The sequence below is a fragment of the Brevundimonas sp. KH_060 genome, assembly GCF_057838275.1.
This window is the reverse complement of record NZ_CM174463.1, coordinates 2,883,193-2,902,543: the sequence shown is the minus strand read 5'-3', so window position 1 is coordinate 2,902,543 and position 19,351 is coordinate 2,883,193. Positions and strand designations below refer to the sequence as shown.

The 19,351-nt window shown below is 67.7% G+C and carries 18 protein-coding genes; 7 read left to right on the top strand and 11 right to left on the bottom strand.

Annotated elements, in window-relative coordinates; all coding sequences use genetic code 11:
• Positions 1–9 precede the first annotated feature (9 nt).
• The gene (locus AC3IPP_RS14380; protein WP_489149461.1) at positions 10–936 is read right to left on the bottom strand and encodes a hydroxymethylglutaryl-CoA lyase; all 927 of its coding nucleotides are present in this window, start codon (positions 934–936) and stop codon (positions 10–12) included.
• Complete coding sequence (locus tag AC3IPP_RS14375) at positions 933–2,624, bottom strand: phospholipid carrier-dependent glycosyltransferase (protein WP_489149460.1); 1,692 nt, start codon at positions 2,622–2,624, stop codon at positions 933–935. Before AC3IPP_RS14375 ends, AC3IPP_RS14380 begins: the two co-directional genes overlap by 4 nt.
• Positions 2,625–2,728: 104 nt before the next feature.
• Between AC3IPP_RS14375 and AC3IPP_RS14370 the strand changes: the two genes are divergently transcribed.
• Positions 2,729–3,466: a glycosyltransferase family 2 protein gene (locus AC3IPP_RS14370; protein WP_087141108.1), complete on the top strand. Its 738-nt coding sequence runs from the start codon at positions 2,729–2,731 to the stop codon at positions 3,464–3,466.
• A 291-nt stretch (positions 3,467–3,757) separates the two neighbouring features.
• On the opposite strand, the gene AC3IPP_RS14365 is transcribed toward AC3IPP_RS14370, so the two are convergent.
• The 3 genes from AC3IPP_RS14365 to trhA all read right to left on the bottom strand — a co-directional run bounded on the left by AC3IPP_RS14365 (position 3,758) and on the right by trhA (position 5,554).
• Positions 3,758–4,123 carry a hypothetical protein gene (locus AC3IPP_RS14365; RefSeq protein WP_128719461.1) on the bottom strand — a complete coding sequence of 122 codons (366 nt, stop codon included), beginning with the start codon at positions 4,121–4,123 and terminating at the stop codon, positions 3,758–3,760.
• Between the two features lie 7 nt (positions 4,124–4,130).
• Positions 4,131–4,721: a polyhydroxyalkanoate synthesis repressor PhaR gene (gene phaR, locus AC3IPP_RS14360; RefSeq protein WP_489151070.1), complete on the bottom strand. Its 591-nt coding sequence runs from the start codon at positions 4,719–4,721 to the stop codon at positions 4,131–4,133.
• A 137-nt stretch (positions 4,722–4,858) separates the two neighbouring features.
• Positions 4,859–5,554 (bottom strand): PAQR family membrane homeostasis protein TrhA, encoded by a 696-nt coding sequence (gene trhA, locus AC3IPP_RS14355; protein WP_087141105.1) that lies wholly within the window; start codon positions 5,552–5,554, stop codon positions 4,859–4,861.
• 183 nt (positions 5,555–5,737) lie between these two features.
• Between trhA and AC3IPP_RS14350 the strand changes: the two genes are divergently transcribed.
• A complete protein-coding gene (locus AC3IPP_RS14350; protein WP_489149459.1) occupies positions 5,738–6,913 on the top strand; it encodes an acetyl-CoA C-acetyltransferase in 1,176 nt (391 codons plus the stop codon).
• Between the two features lie 76 nt (positions 6,914–6,989).
• Here AC3IPP_RS14350 and AC3IPP_RS14345 read toward each other — a convergent pair whose 3' ends face one another.
• From AC3IPP_RS14345 to argB, 4 genes are all read right to left on the bottom strand, one after another.
• Positions 6,990–9,290: a S8 family peptidase gene (locus tag AC3IPP_RS14345; RefSeq protein WP_489149458.1), complete on the bottom strand. Its 2,301-nt coding sequence runs from the start codon at positions 9,288–9,290 to the stop codon at positions 6,990–6,992.
• Positions 9,291–9,367: 77 nt separating this feature from the next.
• Positions 9,368–10,237 carry a 2,3,4,5-tetrahydropyridine-2,6-dicarboxylate N-succinyltransferase gene (dapD, locus tag AC3IPP_RS14340; RefSeq protein ID WP_489149457.1) on the bottom strand — a complete coding sequence of 290 codons (870 nt, stop codon included), beginning with the start codon at positions 10,235–10,237 and terminating at the stop codon, positions 9,368–9,370.
• Positions 10,234–10,947, bottom strand: a complete 714-nt coding sequence (locus tag AC3IPP_RS14335; RefSeq protein ID WP_489149456.1) for a pyrimidine 5'-nucleotidase — start codon at positions 10,945–10,947, stop codon at positions 10,234–10,236. The genes dapD and AC3IPP_RS14335 overlap by 4 nt, the downstream gene beginning before the upstream one ends.
• Positions 10,944–11,873 carry an acetylglutamate kinase gene (argB, locus tag AC3IPP_RS14330; protein ID WP_128720705.1) on the bottom strand — a complete coding sequence of 310 codons (930 nt, stop codon included), beginning with the start codon at positions 11,871–11,873 and terminating at the stop codon, positions 10,944–10,946. Before argB ends, AC3IPP_RS14335 begins: the two co-directional genes overlap by 4 nt.
• 116 nt (positions 11,874–11,989) lie before the next feature.
• On the opposite strand from argB, the gene AC3IPP_RS14325 reads away from it, so the two are divergent.
• From AC3IPP_RS14325 to AC3IPP_RS14315, 3 genes are all read left to right on the top strand, one after another.
• On the top strand, positions 11,990–14,089 hold the full coding sequence (locus AC3IPP_RS14325; protein WP_489149455.1) for a sugar phosphate nucleotidyltransferase: 2,100 nt from the start codon (positions 11,990–11,992) through the stop codon (positions 14,087–14,089).
• A 166-nt stretch (positions 14,090–14,255) separates the two neighbouring features.
• Entirely contained in the window at positions 14,256–15,419 is a 1,164-nt protein-coding gene (locus AC3IPP_RS14320; protein ID WP_489149454.1) for an OmpA family protein, read from the top strand.
• 186 nt (positions 15,420–15,605) lie between these two features.
• Positions 15,606–16,922 (top strand): UDP-glucose dehydrogenase family protein, encoded by a 1,317-nt coding sequence (locus AC3IPP_RS14315; protein ID WP_489149453.1) that lies wholly within the window; start codon positions 15,606–15,608, stop codon positions 16,920–16,922.
• 279 nt (positions 16,923–17,201) lie between these two features.
• Here AC3IPP_RS14315 and AC3IPP_RS14310 read toward each other — a convergent pair whose 3' ends face one another.
• Positions 17,202–17,876, bottom strand: a complete 675-nt coding sequence (locus tag AC3IPP_RS14310) for a YiaD family glycine zipper/OmpA-like lipoprotein (protein WP_087140392.1) — start codon at positions 17,874–17,876, stop codon at positions 17,202–17,204.
• Positions 17,877–18,079: 203 nt separating this feature from the next.
• Between AC3IPP_RS14310 and AC3IPP_RS14305 the strand changes: the two genes are divergently transcribed.
• Positions 18,080–18,499, top strand: coding sequence for an Hsp20 family protein (locus AC3IPP_RS14305; RefSeq protein ID WP_489149452.1), 420 nt, complete (start codon positions 18,080–18,082; stop codon positions 18,497–18,499).
• 57 nt (positions 18,500–18,556) lie between these two features.
• Complete coding sequence (locus AC3IPP_RS14300) at positions 18,557–18,811, top strand: DUF1150 family protein (protein WP_489149451.1); 255 nt, start codon at positions 18,557–18,559, stop codon at positions 18,809–18,811.
• A 50-nt stretch (positions 18,812–18,861) separates the two neighbouring features.
• On the opposite strand, the gene AC3IPP_RS14295 is transcribed toward AC3IPP_RS14300, so the two are convergent.
• A complete protein-coding gene (locus AC3IPP_RS14295) occupies positions 18,862–19,326 on the bottom strand; it encodes a PTS sugar transporter subunit IIA (RefSeq protein ID WP_003163938.1) in 465 nt (154 codons plus the stop codon).
• Positions 19,327–19,351: the final 25 nt, after the last annotated feature.

The window sequence follows — 19,351 nt, the reverse complement described above, 5'->3', positions numbered from 1 at the left end:
GTCCGGACCCTAGGCCGACCATCCCCCCGCGCGGCTGAGCGCGCTGGGGTTGGGCTTGCCGATCTGATCGCCGATCCAGCGGGCCGTGTCGATCAGGGCGTCCAGGTCGTAGCCGGTCGCGTAGCCCGCGCGCTCCAGCATGTAGACCAGATCCTCGGTGGCGATGTTGCCGGTCGCGCCCGGTGCAAACGGGCAGCCGCCGATGCCGCCGACCGAGGCGTCCAGCACGTCCACGCCCGCCTCGACGCCGGCATAGGCGTTGGCCAGGCCGGTGTTGCGAGTGTCGTGGAAATGCAGGCGCAGGGTCGCGTCCGGCGCGGCCTGACGGGCGGCCTCGACCTTTTTCGTCACGCTCCAGGGATCGCCGACGCCGATGGTGTCGGCAAGGGCGATCTCCTCGACGCCCAGGGCGGCGATACGGGCGACCAGGTCGCTGACCTGCTGCACCGAGACCTCGCCGTCGAAGGGGCAGCCCCAGACGCAGGACAGGGTGGCCGACAGCTTCGGCGTGGCGCCCGGCGCGCCGTCTATGCTGCTTGGCGCATTGGCGCGGCCCGCCACAATCTCGGACAGCATCTGCACCTGCTGGTCGACGCTGAGGCCCTGGTTCTTCAGGCCGAAGCCGTCGGTGACGGACATGGCGACGTTGACCTCGTCCACCGCCGTGCCGAGCGCGCGGTCATAGCCCTTGCCGTTCAGGACGAGGCCGATGCGGCTGTGGCCCTCGACGCGGGGCAGGGCGGCCATGACCTCTTCGGCGCCCGCCATCTGGGGCACGTATTTGGGATGGACGAAGCTGACGGCCTCGATGCGCTTCGCCCCGGCCGCCTCTAGCCGCTGGACGAAATCGGCGCGAACGGCGGGCTCCAGCACCGCCTTCTCGTTCTGCAGGCCGTCGCGCGGGCCGACCTCGACGATCTGAATGAAGCGGCTCATCGGCCCGTGCTCCTTTGATTGGCGCTCCGCTGGCCCGATCCTGCGGGGGCGTAGACGGTCAGGCGCACGTCGTCGCCCGAGGAATAGTTGTGGCCGCTGACGACGCCGACGGCCCGCCCGGCGGCGCCCAGATCGGCCAGGGCGCGGCGGAAGGCTTCGTCGTCGCCCGCCTCGACGATGGCCGGGCGGCCCTCGGCCAGGGCGCGCGCGGCGCCCGCGCCGTCGGTCAGCTGGGTGTCCTTGCCGGTCAGGAAGACGAAGCTGGGCTCATGGAAGGTGGTGATGGCCACCGGCCCCGGATAGCGGCCCTGGGCCGGGCTCAGCTCGGCCGATTCCAGCGTCTGGACCAGGCGCGGCGCGATCGACAGCGGGCGCAGCTGACGGATGGTCCCGGCCAGACCCGCGTGGGCCAGAACGCCGAAGACGATGGCGATCAGCACCCCGGTGATCGCCGCACGGTTGACCAGCAGGAAGCCGCCGATCGCGGCGGCCATGACGGCGAAGACGATGGTGACGGTGGCCCAGGTCTGGGCGGTCGAACGGCCGAACTCGGTCAGGCCGTAGACGGTGATCAGGCAGATGACCACGGCCGCGAACAGGCCCAGCAGCGCGCCTGTCACGCGCGAGACCTTGCCGATCGGCTGGGTCAGGGCGGCGGCGGCCAGCAGGGCGATCGCCCCGAACGTCGGCAGGGTGTAGTGCCACAGCTTGGTCGGCGCCAGTTCGAACATCAGCCAGGCCGGGACCAGCCAGCAGACGGCGAAGCGGATGGCGGGCTCGGCCCGGCGGCTCCAGCCCGTCGACAGGGCGGCGGGCAGCATCAGGGTGACGGGGAATAGCAGCAGCGGCGACAGCAGCACATACATGCCGGGGAAGCCGCCGTGGCTTTCGTGCGCGCCCGCGATCTTGGGCGCCAGATCGCCGCCGATGGCCTCGCGCCAGAAACCGCCGTCGGTGGCGATGGTGATGGCGATGGCCCACGGCCCCACCAGCAGCGCCACTAGCGGCAGGCCCCAGCCCCAGCCCAGCTGACCCAGCCACTTGATGTTCCGGTCCCAGAGCGACAGGGCGATGATGGTCAGGGCCACGACCAGCAGGCCGATCGGACCCTTGATCAGGATGGACAGGCCGATGCCCGCCCAGAACAGCAGCTTGTGCAGCCGGTTCGCCTTCTCGCCCGCCCGCGTGGACATGTAGATGCGCGCCAGCGCGGCCATCGACAGCGTGGTCAGGCCCGCCAGCATGGCGTCGGTCTTGGCGATGCCCGCCTCAGTCGAAAGCAGGAAGGTCGCGCCCAGCATGGCGCCCGCCAGGAAGCCCGCCCTGTTGCCGAACAGGGCCGCGCCCGCCCAGGCTAAGGCCCAGGCCGCCAGCATGGCGCCCAGCAGCGACGGCAGGCGATAGGGCTGGATATTCCGGTCCTCGACGTCCGAGGTCGCGGCCACGGCCGCCGCCTGCATCCAGTAGATGCCGATGGGCTTCTTCCAGCGCGGATCGTCCTGGAAGCGGATGTCGACATAGTCGCCGCCCTCCAGCATCTGGGCGGTCGCCTGGGCGAAACGGCTCTCGTCCCGGTCCAGCGGCGGCAACAGCATCAGGCTGGGCAGGCCGGCGATCAGGGCCAGCAGGGCCGCAAGAACAGGGCCGCGCCAGTCGGCGATGTAATGATCGAGGTTCGGGCGGTTCATGCCGCTGTCGTATCATGCCCGATGCGTCGCCCGGAAGCTTCACCTTCTTCACCGGCTGTGGACGCGCCGTTTCGCCGAGGCGCGGCCTGCGCTAAAGAGCGTCGATGATCGACCGCTCTGCTTCCTCGCCCGACATTTCCGTCGTCGTGCCCGTGCATGATGAATCCGGCGCCGCCGTGCCCCTGGCCCGTGAAATCGCCGAGGCCTTCGCCGGGCGGTCCTATGAGATGATCTTCGTCAACGACGCCAGCCGGGACACGACCCTGGCCGAGCTGCAGGCGGCGATGGCCGAGCTGCCCGCCCTGCGGGTGCTGTCGCACGGAACCAACGCTGGGCAGAGCCGTGCGGTGCGCACCGGCGTCCTTGCCGCGCGGGCGCCGATCGTGGTGACGCTGGACGGCGATGGCCAGAACCCGCCCGCCGATGCGCCGCGTCTGGCCGACGCCCTGCTGGCGGCCCCGCCCAGCGTCGCCCTGGTCGGCGGCGTGCGCGCCAAGCGCCAGGACACCAACGCCAAGCGCCAAGCGTCCTTGTGGGCCAACCGCATCCGCAAGAAGCTGCTGGGCGACGACGCCGACGATACGGGCTGCGGGCTGAAGGCGTTCCGCCGCGACGTCTTCCTGCGGCTGCCCTACTTCGATCACATCCACCGCTACCTGCCCGCCCTGATGATCCGCGAAGGGTATGAGAACCGCTACCTCGACGTCGATCACCGTCATCGCGAGACGGGCCGCTCGAAATACACCAACTGGGGACGGCTGCGGGCGTCCTTCTCGGACCTGCTGGGCGTGATGTGGCTGAAGTCCCGCTCGCGCCGTCCGGGGGACGTCAGCGAGTTCTGAGAACGGCCATACAGCGTAGCCGCTCCATTCCACGCCGTCATCCTCGGGCTTGACCCGAGGATCCAGTTGTCCGCCTGCTTAACAGTCGAGAGTGAGGACGCCGCTGCGCTGGATCCTCGGGTCAAGCCCGAGGATGACGGCAGAGGGTAGGAGCCCCTTAGCTGAACGCCAGAAAGATCACGGCCACCACGGTCACGTCGAACAGGCGAGCGGTAAGGCTGAAAACGGCGGGCATGGCGCGATCCGAAGACGGTTGAGCCTTCGTCTACGCAAGTCGGGCGCCAGTCGGCGTCAGATCTCGGTCTTGCGCGATCGTCCCGGCGAGGGGCGCCGGTCATGCCGCCCCGAATATTCCCGGCCCAGATAGGTGGTGCGCGCCGCATCCAGCACCGGCGTCCCGCCCTTCAATCCGCGCTTCTGCCCCGACTGGCCCAGCACCTGGGCGGCGAAGGCGGCGGGCGGCGGGGGCGGCGTGACGGCAGGCTTTGCCGAGGAGGCGGCAGGATCGGCCGCCTCTTCCGACGTATCGGTCTCGGTCGGGACCAGGGCGCGCGCACGCCGCCGCTCGCGATGGCGGCGGTCGCCTTCGCGGCGGTCGTCCACGACAGGGTCGTTCAGCGGCCCCGACGCGCCGATGGGACGGATCTCGTCCGTCACGTCGGCCTCAGCCCTTGGACTGGGCGAGGCGGTCGATCTGGGCCCGCATCTCGTCCATCTGACGGCGCATCTCGTCCAGAGCCGCGCCCCCGGCCGCAGATTCGGCCGCCTTGGGTTCAGCCGCAGGAGCGGGGGCTTCGGGCGTCTCGCCTTCCGGGCGGGCGTGGGCGAAGCCGGGGAACATCCGCATGGCGCGCTCGAACATGGCCATGTTCTGACGCACGGCCTCTTCCATCAGATTGCCGCCGGGCGCAGCGGCGAAGGCGCGCGTGAACTGACCGCGCAACTGTTCCTGCTGGCGCGTGAAGGTGTCCAGCGACATCTCCAGATAGGACGGCAGGACGCCCTGCATGGAGTTGCCGTAGAAGCCGATCAGCTGGCGCAGGAACTGCACCGGCAGCAGGGCCTCGCCCCGGCTTTCTTCCTCGAAGATGATCTGGGTCAGGATCTGGCGCGTCAGATCGTCATTGGTCTTGGCGTCATAGACGACGAACTCCACGCCCTCGCGCACCATGCGGGCCAGATCGTCCAGCGTCACATAGGCGCTGGTGGCGGTGTTATAGAGCCGCCGGTTCGCATACTTCTTGATGACGACCATGCCGTCACGGGTTTTTCCGCCCTCGGATTTCTTGTCGGCCACGCTTGTTCTCGCGATGTTGCAACGCCCAAGCATCCCGCATTGCGCGCGCGAAGGCGAGTCCCGTCTTTGGCGCAGGGCCTGTTGGGTGTGGGCGCTCAGCCCTGGACCAGCACCACGCCGATCAGGATGGCGGCCCAGTGCACGCCCGCACCGGTGACGACGAAGCCGTGCCAGATGGCGCGCCGGAACTTCACCTTCTGGCGGATGAAGACGAAGACCCCGGCCGTATAGATCAGCCCGCCCGCGACCAGCAGGCCCAGCGCCAGCGGATGCACCGTCTCGATCATCGGCTTCAGCGCGAACACCGCCACCCAGCCGAACAGGACGTAGATCACGCTCCAGAAGGCGTCGGACAGGCGCGGGGCCAGCATCTTCACGCCCGCCCCGACGATGGCCATCGTCCACACCGCCAGGGTGAAGCCGACGGACCATGCGCCCTCGAATCTCACGGCGGTGAAGGGGGTGTAGCTGCCCGCGATCATCAAGAAGATGGCCGCCTCGTCCAACCGCCGCAGCACCGGCCGCGCCGCGCACGGGTGGGTCAGGTTGTAGACGGTTGAGGCCGTCAGCATGGCCACCAGACACAGGGCGTAGATCGCCGTCGAGACCGCCGCGCCAACGCCTGCATAAACGCTGGCCAGAACGGCCAGGATCACCCCGCCCGCCGCCGCCAGCGCCAGACCCACGACGTGCACCCACAGATCGGCCAGGCGCTCGGCCCGCGTCTGATAGTGTTCGATCATGTCCAGATCGTCGGGGGTGCAGATCCGACGCGCGAGGGCTTTCAGCATGATGGGGCTTTCAGCAAGGTCACGTCTCCTTCCCCTTCTGAAAGCACGGCGCAGGGCATCGTTCCCGGAGGATGGTGCGGCGCGGCGATGACGTTTTGCTGATTGCTGCATCGCAACAGGTGACGTGCGTCTGCGAATGCGGCACAACCTCGCGCAAAGAATTTCTCCAGGGAGTGAATAAAAATGACCGACGTCGTCATCGTCTCCGCCGCCCGCACGCCGGTCGGCTCCTTCCTCGGCGCCCTGTCGACCCTTCCGGCCTCCAAGCTGGGCGAGGTCGCCATCAAGGCGGCGCTGGAGCGCGCAGGCGTGGCCGCCGCTGATGTGGATGAAGTGATCCTGGGCCAGGTGCTGCAGGCGGGCGCGGGCCAAGGCCCGGCGCGTCAGGCCGCCATCGGCGCCGGTCTGGCCAATGAAACCCCGGCCTGGAGCCTGAACCAGCTGTGCGGCTCGGGCCTGCGCGCCGTGGCCCTGGCCTATCAGCAGATCATGCAGGGCGACGCCAAGATCGTCGTCGCGGGCGGCCAGGAGAGCATGAGCCAGTCGCCGCATACGGCCCAACTGCGCAACGGCCAGAAGATGGGCGAACTGGCCTTCAAGGACAGCATGCTGCAGGACGGCCTGATCGACGCCTTCCACGGCTACCACATGGGCCAGACGGCCGAGAACATCGCCGCCAAATGGTCGATCGACCGCGCGTCTCAGGACGCCTTCGCCGTCGCCTCGCAGAACAAGGCCGAGGCCGCCCAGAAGGCCGGAAAGTTCGCCGACGAAATCGTCCCCGTCACGATCTCGACCCGCAAGGGCGACGTGGTCGTGGACCAGGACGAATACATCCGCCACGGCGCCACCATCGAGGCGATGGAGAAGCTGAAGCCCGCCTTCGTCAAGGACGGCACGGTGACGGCGGCAAACGCCTCGGGCATCAACGACGGCGCCGCCGCGCTGGTGCTGATGAGCGCCGATGAAGCCAAGGCGCGCGGTCTGGAGCCGCTGGCCCGCATCGCCTCGTGGGCCACGGCGGGCGTCGACCCGGCCATCATGGGCACCGGCCCGATCCCAGCTTCGAAGAAGGCGCTGGAGAAGGCGGGCTGGACTGTCGCCGACCTGGATCTGATCGAATCCAACGAAGCCTTCGCTGCCCAGTCGCTGTGCGTGGTCAAGGAGTTGGGCCTCGACCCGGCCAAGGTCAACGTCAACGGCGGCGCCATCGCCATCGGCCACCCGGTCGGCGCCTCGGGCGCGCGCGTCCTGACCACCCTGCTGCACGAGATGAAGCGCTCGGGCACCAAGAAGGGCCTGGCGACCCTGTGCATCGGCGGCGGCATGGGGGTGGCCCTGTGCGTCGAGCGCGCCTAAGCACGACGCCACAGGCTGAAACAGGAAGGCCGGCGAGCGAGCGCCGGCCTTTTTGCTTGCGCCCTATAACCCCCGCTCAGAACCCCCGCCGCCAGCTGCCCAGCAGGGCGTAGCCGGTCGGCGCGCCCGCGCGGTGCTGCTCCTCGCGGCTGGCGACGGCCTCCAGTTGCAGCCAGGAGCCGCCGGGCAGGGCGTGCAGGCTGCGCACGCTGAAGTCGATCTGCCGCCCCGACGGCGCGGCCGAGAAGCGCCGCTCCGAGAAGGTCACCGGATCGAAATAGTCCAGCGGCACGTCGGCCAGCCAGGCGCTGAACGTCCCGTCCTCGATCCGCAGCGGCTGGGAAACCTCCCACGTCAGGCTGCGGCAGCCCAGGGCCTTGGCGAAGGACCACGCCGGGCAGGCCGACTGCAGCGAGGCGCGCCACGTCGAACTGAGCGCCGGGGCCGACAAATGCAGGAACCGCCCCTCCAGCTCGGTGCGGCCGACGCCCGCCTCGCCCGACAGGGTGAAGCCGCGTCCCAGCTCCACGTCCGCCCCAACCGCCGCAAAACGGGTGCGTGAAGGCAGGGCGAAGTCCGACTGCGTCGGCAGATAGGCGCCCAGCGGCCCCATCCGCTCGTCCAGGGCGCCCAGGCTGAACGACAGTCCCCCTCGGTCTTGGCCGCCGTTCTCGGCGCGCCAGTCCAGCCCGACGCGGGCATAGGTCGAGGCGTCGCGCTCGACCGGACGCAGCGGCGCGCGCCGGTCGCCCGATCCGCTCTCGGCGCTGAAGGTCAGGGCGCCGAAGTTCAGGGCCCCGCGCAGGGCGTGATCCGCCTGGCTCAGCGCGACGAAGCCGTCGCCGGACCCGCTGCGGAACGGCGAGCGCGCCCCGCCCTGGCCCTGCCAGGCCGAGAAGGACAGCCGCCCGGCCTGAACGTCGAACAGGGCCTCGCTGCGCGGCTCGTCGCCCAGCCACGGCGCGTCATAGGGGCCGTAGCGCGCCACGACCGGCTCAGGCAGTTCAACGGGCACGGCGGCGGCCAGGGCCAGCCGCGTTCCGCCGGGCGCGTCCATCGACACCTGCGACTGGCGCATGGGCGTCGGCGTCTCCGGCTGCCAGCTGCGGCGCGGCGCCGGGCCGTAGGCCAGGCCCAGGTCGACCCGGAACAGCCGCTCATACTCGTCATAGGCGATGGTGTTCAGCGCCCCGGTCCGGCCCATCGCGTCCCCGAACGGTCCGCCCACATGGGCGCCGGGCGCGACGGCGATGCTCATCGGCCCGCCCGCCGCCATGGGCGCAGCGGTGACGCCTACGGGATGGAAGGCGCGGACGATGCTCAACAGGCCGCGGCCGTAGACGATGTCCGTGCCTTCATCGCCGACCTCATTGGCCGTTCTCAGAAGGATCTCGACGATCTCCTTGCCGGAAAGGTTGGGGAAGGCCTCTTTCAGCAGGGCCATGGCGGCGGCCACCGCAGGCGCGGAGAAAGAGGTCCCGCTGACGCGCCAGCAAGAGGTGTCCTCGCAGTCCACCACGACGTCGGCGCCGGGGGCGGACAGATACCAGTTCTGAGCGACGCCGGCGCGGTTGGAGAAGTCCGCCATCTCGTTCAGATTGTTATGGGCTCCGACCACGATGATGCCGCCCATGAAGCGGGGGTCGATGGCGTAGCGGCCGGGCCAGTCCGGATTGGCCTTGCTGTCGTTGCCGGACGCGACGGCGAAGATGACGCCCTGGCTGATTGCGTTCTGCAGTGCGTTCTCGAACAGGGGCCCCATGGGGTCTTCCCCGCCGAGTGACAGGTTGATGATCCGGGCGCCGTTGCGAACGGCGTAGTTGATCGAATTGGCCAAGTCTGAACTGCGGAAGCAGATATCGTCGTCCACATCCTGACAGTCGCTGATGTCGGCGCGGATCGACAGGATGGTGCTGTTGAAGGCGATCCCCACCGTGCCGAAGTCATTGTACGGCGCGGCGATCACGCTGGCGACGCGCGTGCCGTGGCGGTCTGTGCCTTCGCGCTGATCGCGTCCTGCAACGATGTCCGTCGACAGGGGCGAGATGTTCGTCCCCAGGTCCGGGTGGTTCATCTGGATGCCGCTGTCCACGACGGCCACCGTGACGCCTTTGCCCGTGGCGCCTTGCTGCCAGGCGGCTGCTGCGGTGGTGTTGAAGACCCCGTAGTTCCGGTGAAACTCCGCCGAATTCTCGGAAGGGCTCCCATCGAGCGGCGGATAGGGCGGGGGTGGAGGCGGCGGCGGCGGGGGAGGTGGCGGCGTCACGATCCCGCCGCCGGCCCCGCCCCCGCCGCCTCCACAGGCGGCCAGGGGAAAGGCCAGCAGGCTCAAGGCTCCGATCGACACCGCCGCCCGGCGCCAGCGCAACCGCTTCATCTTCCGCCTCCTCCCGATCCCTGGGGCGTATTAGGCCCTTGAGCGATCCGGAAGGCGAGCGAAAAAACGTCGTGCCGTCAGTCGCGCAGCAGCTCGTTCACGCCGGTCTTGGCGCGGGTCTGGGCGTCGACGCGCTTGACGATGACGGCGCAATACAGCGACGGGCCGCCGTTCGGGTCGGGCAGGGCGCCCGGCACCACGACGGAATAGGCCGGGACCTCGCCGCGGAAGATCTCGCCGGTGGCGCGGTCGACGATCTTGGTCGAGGCCGACAGATAGACGCCCATGGCCAGGACCGCGCCTTCGCGGACGATGACGCCCTCGGCCACCTCGGCGCGGGCGCCGATGAAGCAGCCGTCCTCGATGATGGTGGGGTTGGCCTGAAGCGGCTCCAGCACGCCGCCGATGCCCGCGCCGCCCGACAGGTGGACGTTCTTGCCGATCTGGGCGCACGAGCCGACCGTGGCCCAGGCGTCGACCATCGAGCCTTCATCGACATAGGCGCCGATGTTCACGAAGGACGGCATCAGCACCACGTTCTTGCCGACATAGGCGCCGCGACGAACGATCGCGCCCGGCACCGAGCGGAAGCCGGCGGCCTGATAGTCGGCGGCGCTCCAGTCGCCGAACTTGTTGGGCACCTTGTCCCAGAAGGGGCCGACGGCGACCGGCTGATCGGCCGACAGCGGCAGGGTGGCGGCGTGGCCCGCGCGCATGATGACGTTGTCGTTCAGGCGGAAGGACAGCAGCACCGCCTTCTTCAGCCACTGGTGCGTGCTCCACACGCCGTCATCGCCGCGCGAGGCGACGCGCGCCTGGCCGGAGTCGAGCAGGGCCAGGGCAGTGTCGACGGCGTCGCGCACCTCGCCGCGCGTGGCGGCGGAGACTTCGGCGCGGGCTTCCCAGGCGGCCTCGATGACGGATTCCAGGTGGGTCAGGTCGGTCATTGCGGATCTCCGTCCAGCATGGCGGTGGTCAGGAAGGGGCCGAGGGAGGCGGCCCGGTGTTGGATATGGTCGCCCTCGGCGGTGAGGGCCTTGGTTCCGACCAGGACGGTGGTCATGCCCAGGTCGCGCGCCGGCTCCAGGTTCTTGGGCGTGTCCTCGAAGAAGCAGGCCGTGGCCGGATCGACGCCGAAGCGCGCCAGCATCTTGTGGAAGGTGCGCGGGTCCGGCTTGGGGATCAGGTCGGCGTCTTCCAGGGCGAACACCCCGTCGAAGAAGGGCGTCAGCTCCAGCTTCTCCATCACCCGTTCGGCGTGACCGGCAGAGCCGTTGGTGAAGATCAGGCGCGGACCGTTCAGCCGCTCCAGCGCCGCATGAAGACCGGGGTCGGGCGTCAGCACGTCCAGCGGCACGTCATGCACTTCGGCCAGGAAGTGATGCGGGTCGATCTCATAGTGCATCATCAGCCCGGCCAGGGAGGTGCCGTAGTCGTGCAGATAGCCGCGCTGCACCGACAGGGCCTCGGCCGATTCCAGACCCGAGGTGCGCACGACATACTGGTTGATGCGCTGCTCCACCTGACGCAGGAACTGCGTCTCCGGCGGGTACAGGGTGTTGTCCAGGTCGAAGACCCAGGACCGCACATGGCGCAGGTCCGCGCCGATTTCAGTAGGCGCGGTTTCAGGCGCCGTCTTCGACGCCGAACCCGTCACTTCCGTCTGACCAGGGTGCCGGCGCCATGCTCGGTGAACAGCTCGACCAGCATGGCGTGGGGACGACGCCCGTCCAGGATGACCACGGCCTCGACGCCCGCGCGGATGGCGGCCATGGCCGTCTCCAGCTTGGGGATCATGCCGCCGGTGGCGACGCCGTCGTCGATCAGGCCTTGCGCCTCGTCCAGCGTCATCTGGCGGATGATCTCGCCGTCGGCGCCCTTGACCCCCGGCACGTCGGTCAGCAGCAGCATCCGCTTGGCGTGCAGGGCGCCCGCGACGGCCCCGGCCACGGTGTCGGCGTTGACGTTATAGGTCTGGCCGTCTTCCGCCACGCCGATCGGGGCGATGACCGGCACCCAGTCCTCGGTCTCCGAGGCGATCAGGCCCTTGATCAGCTTGGGATCGACCTTGGTCGGCTCGCCGACGAAACCCAGGTCGACCTCGTGTTCGATCATGCTGTCGGGGTCGCGCTTGGTGCGCTTGGTCTTTTCGACCGTCAGCAGACCGGCGTCCTTGCCCGACAGGCCGACGCCGCGCACGTCGGCTTCCTTGCCGGCGACGGTGATCCAGTGGGCGATCTCTTTGTTCACGGCGCCGGACAGAACCATCTCTGCCACCGACATGGTGTCCTTGTCCGTCACGCGCAGGCCGTCGACAAAGGCCGACTTCACGCCCGCCTTGTCCAGCATGGCGCTGATCTGCGGGCCGCCGCCGTGGACCACCACGGGGTTCACGCCCATCAGTTTCAACAGCACCACGTCGGCGGCGAACTGCTTGGCCACGGCGCTCTCGCCCATGGCGTGGCCGCCGTATTTGATGACCACGGTCTCGCGGTCATAAACTTGGATATAGGGCAGGGCCTCGGCGAGCGTCTTCGCCGTTTCCCAGCCGCGTTCCTCGGATTGCCGATCAGTCTCTATCATCGTGCGCGCTCGATAGCCCCAAGGACGGCGGGAGTCACGGGCCAAGGGCGGGGGTAAGGTGGAGTAATCGTGTTCTGTGGGTGTATTTCTTGGAATAACTGCGATACTCAAGGCCGATGCGTCTTTTTCCAGTAATCATGTGTGGTGGTTCTGGGACGCGCCTCTGGCCGGCGTCACGACTTTCGCGGCCAAAGCAATTTATTCCCCTGGCAGGTAGTCGATCACCCTTCCAGGAGGCCGTTACGCGGGTGGCGCCTCTGGTGGCCGAGAGCGGGCGGATCGTGGTCATCGGCGGGGCGCTCCATCGCCGAGTTATTCTCGAACAACTTCTGGAGATCGGCGTCGATGCGGCCGTGTTGCTGGAGCCTGAAAGTCGGGACTCGGCGGCCGCGATGGCGGCGGCGGCGCATTGGACCCTGGCGCAGGAGGCGACGGGGGTGAACGTGTTCTTGGCCTCGGATCACCACGTGCCGGATCATGCGGCTTTCCGCGAGGCTGTGCTCAAGGCGGCGAAGGCCGCTCAGACCGGGCGGATCGTCACCCTCGGCGTGCGGCCGACCGAGCCCTCCGAAGCTTACGGCTACATCAAGCCCCGCGCCGCTGGGCTGTCTCCTGTCGAGGCCTTCATCGAAAAGCCCAGCCGCGAACTGGCCGAACGCTACATTGGCCAGGGGTTTCTCTGGAATAGCGGCAATTTCATCGCGCGCGCCGACGTGCTTGCCGCAGAGTTGAGGCGGTTCGTTCCGGGAGTCGAAGCGGCGGCACGGGCGGCGCTGCAGCCGGTGCTTGAGGGCGCGGAGATGCTGCTTGGGGCGGCGTTTGTGGAGGCTCCGAGAATCTCCATCGACTATGCGGTTATGGAACGAACGGAGCTCGCCTCGGTTCTGGCCATCGACTTCAAATGGTCCGACTTGGGGACTTGGGGGGCGATCGCGACTAGGTGCGACGATGAGATTGGCGGCCATATCTTTGAGGACGCTGAAGGCTGTATGGCGCGAGCGCCTGACGGCATGATCGTGGCGGCGTTGGGAGTCAGAAACCTGGCCATCGTCGCTGAGCGGGACGCGGTGCTCGTCTGCGATTTGAGCCGGACTCAGGAAGTGAAGAAGATCGTAGAGCGTGTTCGACTCTCTTCGCCGCAGCATATGGACTTTCATCATCCGCCGGATGAGGATTTGCGTAGTGGGTTTGTGCGCTTGTGCGACTGGCTGCGCCTTCGCGCGTTGCCGGTCTGGGCGACAGTGGGGCGCACTGAAGGTGGAGTTTTCTGTGAACTGATTAGCCTTGAGGGGCGGCGCGTTGCGGCGCCTGCGAGCATGCAGGTCCAGGCTCGACAAGCGGGGGCCTTCCTCCTGGCGGGCGGTTTGGGCTGGGAGGGACCGTGGCGCACTGTCGCCATGGACGCTCTAGAGTGTTTGGATGAGGCCGCGTTACGCGCCGCGTTTTGGGCGGAGAGGGCCGATCAGGAAACGACTAGCTGCGGGGCGATCGCCTTGTCTGCCTGGGCGGCTGCGGCGAAGATCGGCTTGGACACGGCGAATCTGCAGGGTTATGCAGCGGCGCTTCGAGACGATTTGATGCCGGAGACGGTATCTTTTCCTGCCAGGGTCACGCAGCGCTTAGTTTGGTTGACGGCCTGCCTCGATTGGGCGGAAGCGACGGACGAGCCTGCGTGGAGGGAGGTCGTGCGGCTTCTGACCATTTCTGTGTGCGCATCGTTTGAAGAAGAAGAGATGCTCGGGGCTGCACCTAGTGTGATGCTCGAAGCGGCCTGTCTTCTGGTTCGCTCGGAACGTTTGATCGGCGGCACGAAGATGCTGCATATGATTCGCCGTCTTTACTCTACGGCTGCATCTCAAAAGGACGCCTTGGGGCTTTTTATTCTCGATGGAACTCATGGCGACCTTGAATGTCGCCCCCGGAGCGCGCGCTTCAGCGCGCAAATTGCGTGGTTGAGAGCTGCAACGGTGTTGTCGGAGGCGGTTGATTTGCGGTCTCGGAACTTCTTTGCGAATGAAGCGGCGGCGACTTTGCGATCAGTTCATGCGTTTCTAACGAATGAAGGTTTTTGGCATGATGATCGGCTAGAAAATGGTGTTTTTGTTGGTAGATTTTCTAGTGCTTCGAGCCTCTATCATCTTGTGAATGCTTGTAAGTGCTTGTCTGAATCGAGACTAATTAATTCTGAATTTGAAGTGGTGGCCGCTCTTCGCTGAGTTCTTAACAGAGTCTTGCCTCGTGTATCTTCGGGGCCACGGTGGTGTTGCAATGAATTGCAACAGCTTAGTTTCCTGCTCGACCCTATAAGGCAGCGCTGATAAGGAGAGGGTAGGCGATGTTCTGCGTCGTCCACTTGAAACAGACCTCGGAGGGCCGCATCATATGCGTGTCAAGAGTTTGATCCTGGCGTCGAGCGCGGCGGCCGCCCTGGCCCTGTCGGCTGGCGCTGCATCGGCTGAGCCCGATGGTTGGTACGGCGCGATCGACGCCGGCTACCACATCATCGACGATATCAATACGGAAGCGTCGGCGACCGGCCAGCACTGGAACTGGGAAGTCAACGACGGCTGGGCGGCGTTCGCTCGCCTCGGCTACCGTTTCAACCCGAACTGGCGTGTTGAACTCGAGGGCGGCTATCGCTCGGGCGACATCGGCAAGGTGCGCGCTCCTGGGAACGTGAGCGGCCTGTGCAATGTGACTCCGGCCACCGGCCCGTGCCACTCGCCGGCAGGCGACATCGAGTCGACGACCCTGATGGCCAACGTTCTGTACGACTTCGGTTCGCCGGACTGGACCATCCGTCCGTTCGTCGGCCTGGGCGTCGGTGTGAACCGCGTCAACGTCGACACCACCGGCTTCGTGCGCGGCAACCGCGGCGTCGGCTTCTCGGCTGACGACAGCTCGACCAAGTTCGCCGCTCAGGCGATCGCTGGTCTGGCTTGGGCTGTTGGCGACCGCGCCAACATTGACCTGACGTACCGTTACCTGACGGGCGACATGGAATTCGACGCCACGACGTCGGGCACGGGCGCTATTCCGGCCGGCACCCTGTCGGGCGACTACGACCAGTCGCACACCGTGACGCTGGGCCTGCGCTATGCGTTCGGCGCCGAGCCGGCTGCTCCCCCGCCGCCGCCTCCCCCGCCGCCGCCCCCGCCGCCGCCTCCCCCCCCGCCCCCGCCGCCGCCTCCGCCGCCTCCGGCCAAGCCGGCTGCGCGTCAGTTCGTGGTCTACTTCGACTTCGACCGTTCGGACCTGACGGCGGAAGCCCGCTCGGTGGTGACGCAAGCCGCCAACTACGCCAAGTCGGGCGCTCCGACCCGCGTGCTGGTCGTCGGCCACACCGACACCCAGGGCGCTGCGGCCTACAACCAAGGCCTGTCGAACCGCCGTGCGCGCACCGTGGCTGACGCCCTGGTCGCTCAAGGCGTCAACGGCGGCGTGATCTCCCTGGACGGCAAGGGCGAGACCCAGCCGGCCAAGGCCACCGGCGACGGCGTGCGTGAGCCGCTGAACCGCCGCGCCACCGTCGACATCAACTTCTAAGGCTTAAGGGGGCCGGTCATGATCGGCCCCCGATACCTTGAGGTTGCAAGACATGAAGGACGGTCGATCTCACGGGTCGGCCGTCCTTTTTCTTTGGCTTTTTCTTAGACCTGCGGCCGGGCGTCGCTGGTGATCCGCCGCGACCGGGGCTATTGCGGCAGGAACGGTTGAGAAGAGGAGCAGTCCATGCGCGTCGCCATGATCGGAACGGGCTATGTCGGCCTGGTGTCAGGCGCCTGTTTCGCCGATTTCGGCCACACGGTGACCTGCGTCGACAAGGACGCCTCGAAAATTGAGCGCCTGCACCAGAACATCATGCCCATCTATGAGCCGGGTCTGGATGATCTGGTCGCCAACAACGTTCGCGACGGACGCCTGGCCTTCGCCGTCGACGGCGCCGAGGCGATCCGCACGGCGGACGCCGTCTTCATCGCCGTGGGCACGCCTTCGCGACGCGGCGACGGTCATGCGGATCTGTCCTATGTCTATGCGGCGGCTGAGGAGATCGCCGACCTGATGCAGGGCTTCACCGTCGTGGTGACCAAGTCCACCGTCCCCGTGGGCACCGGCGACGAGATCGAGCGCATCATCCGCGAGCGCCGTCCCGACGCCGAGTTCGCGGTCGTCTCCAACCCTGAGTTCCTGCGCGAAGGCGCCGCCATCGGCGACTTCAAACGCCCTGACCGCGTGGTGGTCGGCACGACCGACGAGCGCGCCCGCGCCGTCATGTCCGAGCTCTATCGCCCGCTCAATCTCAATGAGACGCCGATCATGTTCACCGGACGGCGCACGTCCGAACTGATCAAATATGCGGCCAACGCCTTCCTGGCCATGAAGATCACCTTCATCAACGAGGTCGCCGACCTGTGCGAGGCGGTCGGCGCCGACGTGCAGCAGGTCGCGCGCGGCATCGGCCTGGACAACCGCATCGGCTCGAAATTCCTGCACGCGGGACCAGGCTACGGCGGATCGTGCTTCCCCAAGGACACCCTGGCCCTGGTCCGCACGGCGACCGACGCCGGATCGCCCCTGAAGCTGATCGAGACCACGGTCGCCATCAATGACGCGCGCAAGAAGGCTATGGCCGACCGCGTCGCCGAGGCCTTGGGCGGCGATCTGAAGGGCAAGACGGTCGCCTTGCTGGGCCTGACCTTCAAGCCGAACACGGACGACATGCGCGACGCGCCCTCGCTGGACGTGGCCCCGGCGCTGATCGAGCGCGGCGCCATTGTTCAGGCCTTTGATCCTGAAGGCATGGAAGAGGCGGCCAAGCTGCTGGATGGCGTGGTGTTCAAGGAGGGCCCCTACGACGCCCTGGCGGGCGCCGACGCCGCCGTCATCATGACCGAGTGGAACCAGTTCCGCGCCCTGGACCTGGACCGGATCAAGCTGCTGCTGAAGCAGCCGGTCATGATCGATCTGCGCAACGTCTATCGTCCGGAAGACATGCGGGCGCGGGGCTTCCGCTACTTCTCCATCGGCCGCCCGCTGGACGCGGCCTGACTAGAGCAGCAGCAGGCGGCCAACGGTGATGACCATGGCGGCGACCACGACGGCTGACGCCGCCGCGATCCCAACCAGTTTCATCGCCCGGCCCAGGCCGTCGTCTTCCATCCGAATCTCCTGCCGGAACAGCAGGCCGACAGTCCGCCTCTCAAGGCAAGAGGGCAGGGCGTAAAGCTGTGCTGTTTCCGGCCTGAACCGTCGGGCGTGAACCGTCGGGCATGAAAAAAGGGGCGGCGCCGAACGGGCCGCCCCTTCTTCACGTTCTGGCTTCGCCGATCAGCCCGTGAAGGGGCGGATCAGGATTTCGACGCGGCGGTTCTGCGCCTTGCCTTCCGGGGTGGCGTTGGAGCCGATCGGCGCGCGGGCGCTCATGCCGGCGACATAGATGCGCTCACGCATCACGCCGCGGTTGATCAGGTGCGAGGCGACCGAGGCGGCGCGGCGCTCCGACAGCGGCTGGTTGATGGCGTCGCCGCCCGAGGAGTCGGTGTGGCCGATCACGTCGACCATGGAGCGGTCGTACTGGCTGATCACACGGGCCACGTCGTCCAGCACCGGCAGGAAGCGTGGGTCCAGGTCCGACTGGTTGGTGGCGAAGGTCACGTCCGACGGCATCCGCAGGACCAGGTTGTCGCCCTGACGCGCCACGCCGACGCCGGTGCCCGACAGTTCGGCTTCCAGGGCGCGTTGCTGGCCGTCCATGTACTGGCCGACCCCGGCGCCGGCCAGGGCGCCGATGCCCGCGCCGATCAGGGCGTTCTTGCGGCCTTGCTCGCCGCTGGAGGTGTTGGTCAGATAGCCCAGCAGCGCGCCGCCCAGGGCGCCGGCGACGGCGCCGGTGCCGGTGTTGTTGCGGCGCGGCGTGGAGCTGTAGGGGTCGGTCGTGGTGCAGGCGGCGGCGCCCAGAAGGGCGGCGATGCTCAGGCCGGCGACGGCAAGCTTGGCGCGCATGAAGAATCCTTTCGATAGCGACGTCTGGTCGCGTGAACGCTTGCCCTATAGTTAAGGTTTCAATGTGTATGGACCATGAACGCGCAGCGGGGCCGCCTGCCGTTGACCTCCGGAGCCAGCCCCCCCATCTGTAACCGCGGCCGGGCGCTTCGCCGATCACGGGGGGCGCCGGACGGTCGAGGTCGCTTCATTGCGAGGGCCCCATGACTGCACGCACCCTGCTGTTCGACAGCCCCTTTCTGTTGGGCTTCGACCACACGCGCGCCCTGATCGATCGGGCGACCAAGGCGGCGGCCGAGTCCTATCCGCCTTATAACGTCGAGCAACTCGGCGAGGCGGCCGTGCGCATCACCCTGGCGGTGGCGGGCTTCACCCCCGAAGAGCTGTCGGTCATGGTCGAAGGGCGCCAACTGACCATCACCGGCAAGCGCGAGGACGCCGGGCGCGATCCTCAGGCTTTCCTGCACCGAGGCATCGCGGCGCGCGGCTTCGTCCGCAACTTCGTCCTGGCCGACGGGCTGGAGATCGCGGGCGCCCGCCTGGAGCACGGTCTGTTGCACGTCGAGCTGATCCGCCCGGAACAGGAACGTACCGTGCGACGCATACCCATCACGACGGGCTGAAGGCCGTCGAACCGCCTGGCTTCCCAGGCGTTTAGTCAAGCGTAAGGAGGCGGTCTTATGACGCCCAACATGAATACGAAGGACTTCGCCGATTTCGGCGCCCCGGATCTGGTCTATGTCCGCGCGATCCGCGCCTCCGACGTCCTGGGGGACGCCAGGGTCGAGACGGCCGCCGATATCGAAATCGATCCCGATCAGATTCTCTACGCCGTGCATGGCGCGGACGGCGAGCGCCTGGCCGTCATGCTGGACCGGGAAACCGCCTTCGCGGCCGCCGTGGCGCATGACCTGGAGCCGATGTCGGTCCATTAGGCGCATCTGCGCCGTTCTTGAAAAACGGATGAAGACGTGAGGAAGACCGCTCAGGCGGCGGTCTTCGACACATCCTTGACGAACAGGGCGCGGATGGCGTCCACGGTCCGCGCCTGGCGTAGCTGCTCGCGCAGTTCCGGCGAGCGCAGAGCGCGCGACACCGCCGCCAGCGCGCGCAGATGTTCGGCCCCGGCGTCCAGGGGCGCGAACAGGGCGAACAGCAGGTCCACCGGACGATCGTCCAGCGATTCATAGGCCACCGGCGTGTCCAGGCGCACAAAGACGGCGCAGACGCGGTCCAGACCCTTGATGCGCGCGTGCGGCACGGCGACGCCCGACCCCAGACCCGTCGAGCCCAGGGCCTCGCGTTCCTGCAGGGCCTCGAACGCCTTGTCGGCGTCCAGGTCGAAGGCGGCGCCGAAGGCCTCGGCCACGGCGTGCAGCGCCTGACGTTTGGATGACGCCCCGCCCCGCAGGACGATCCCGTCCGACGACAGCAAATCAGCGATGTCCATCTCTACCCCGAAAATCGAACCCGAC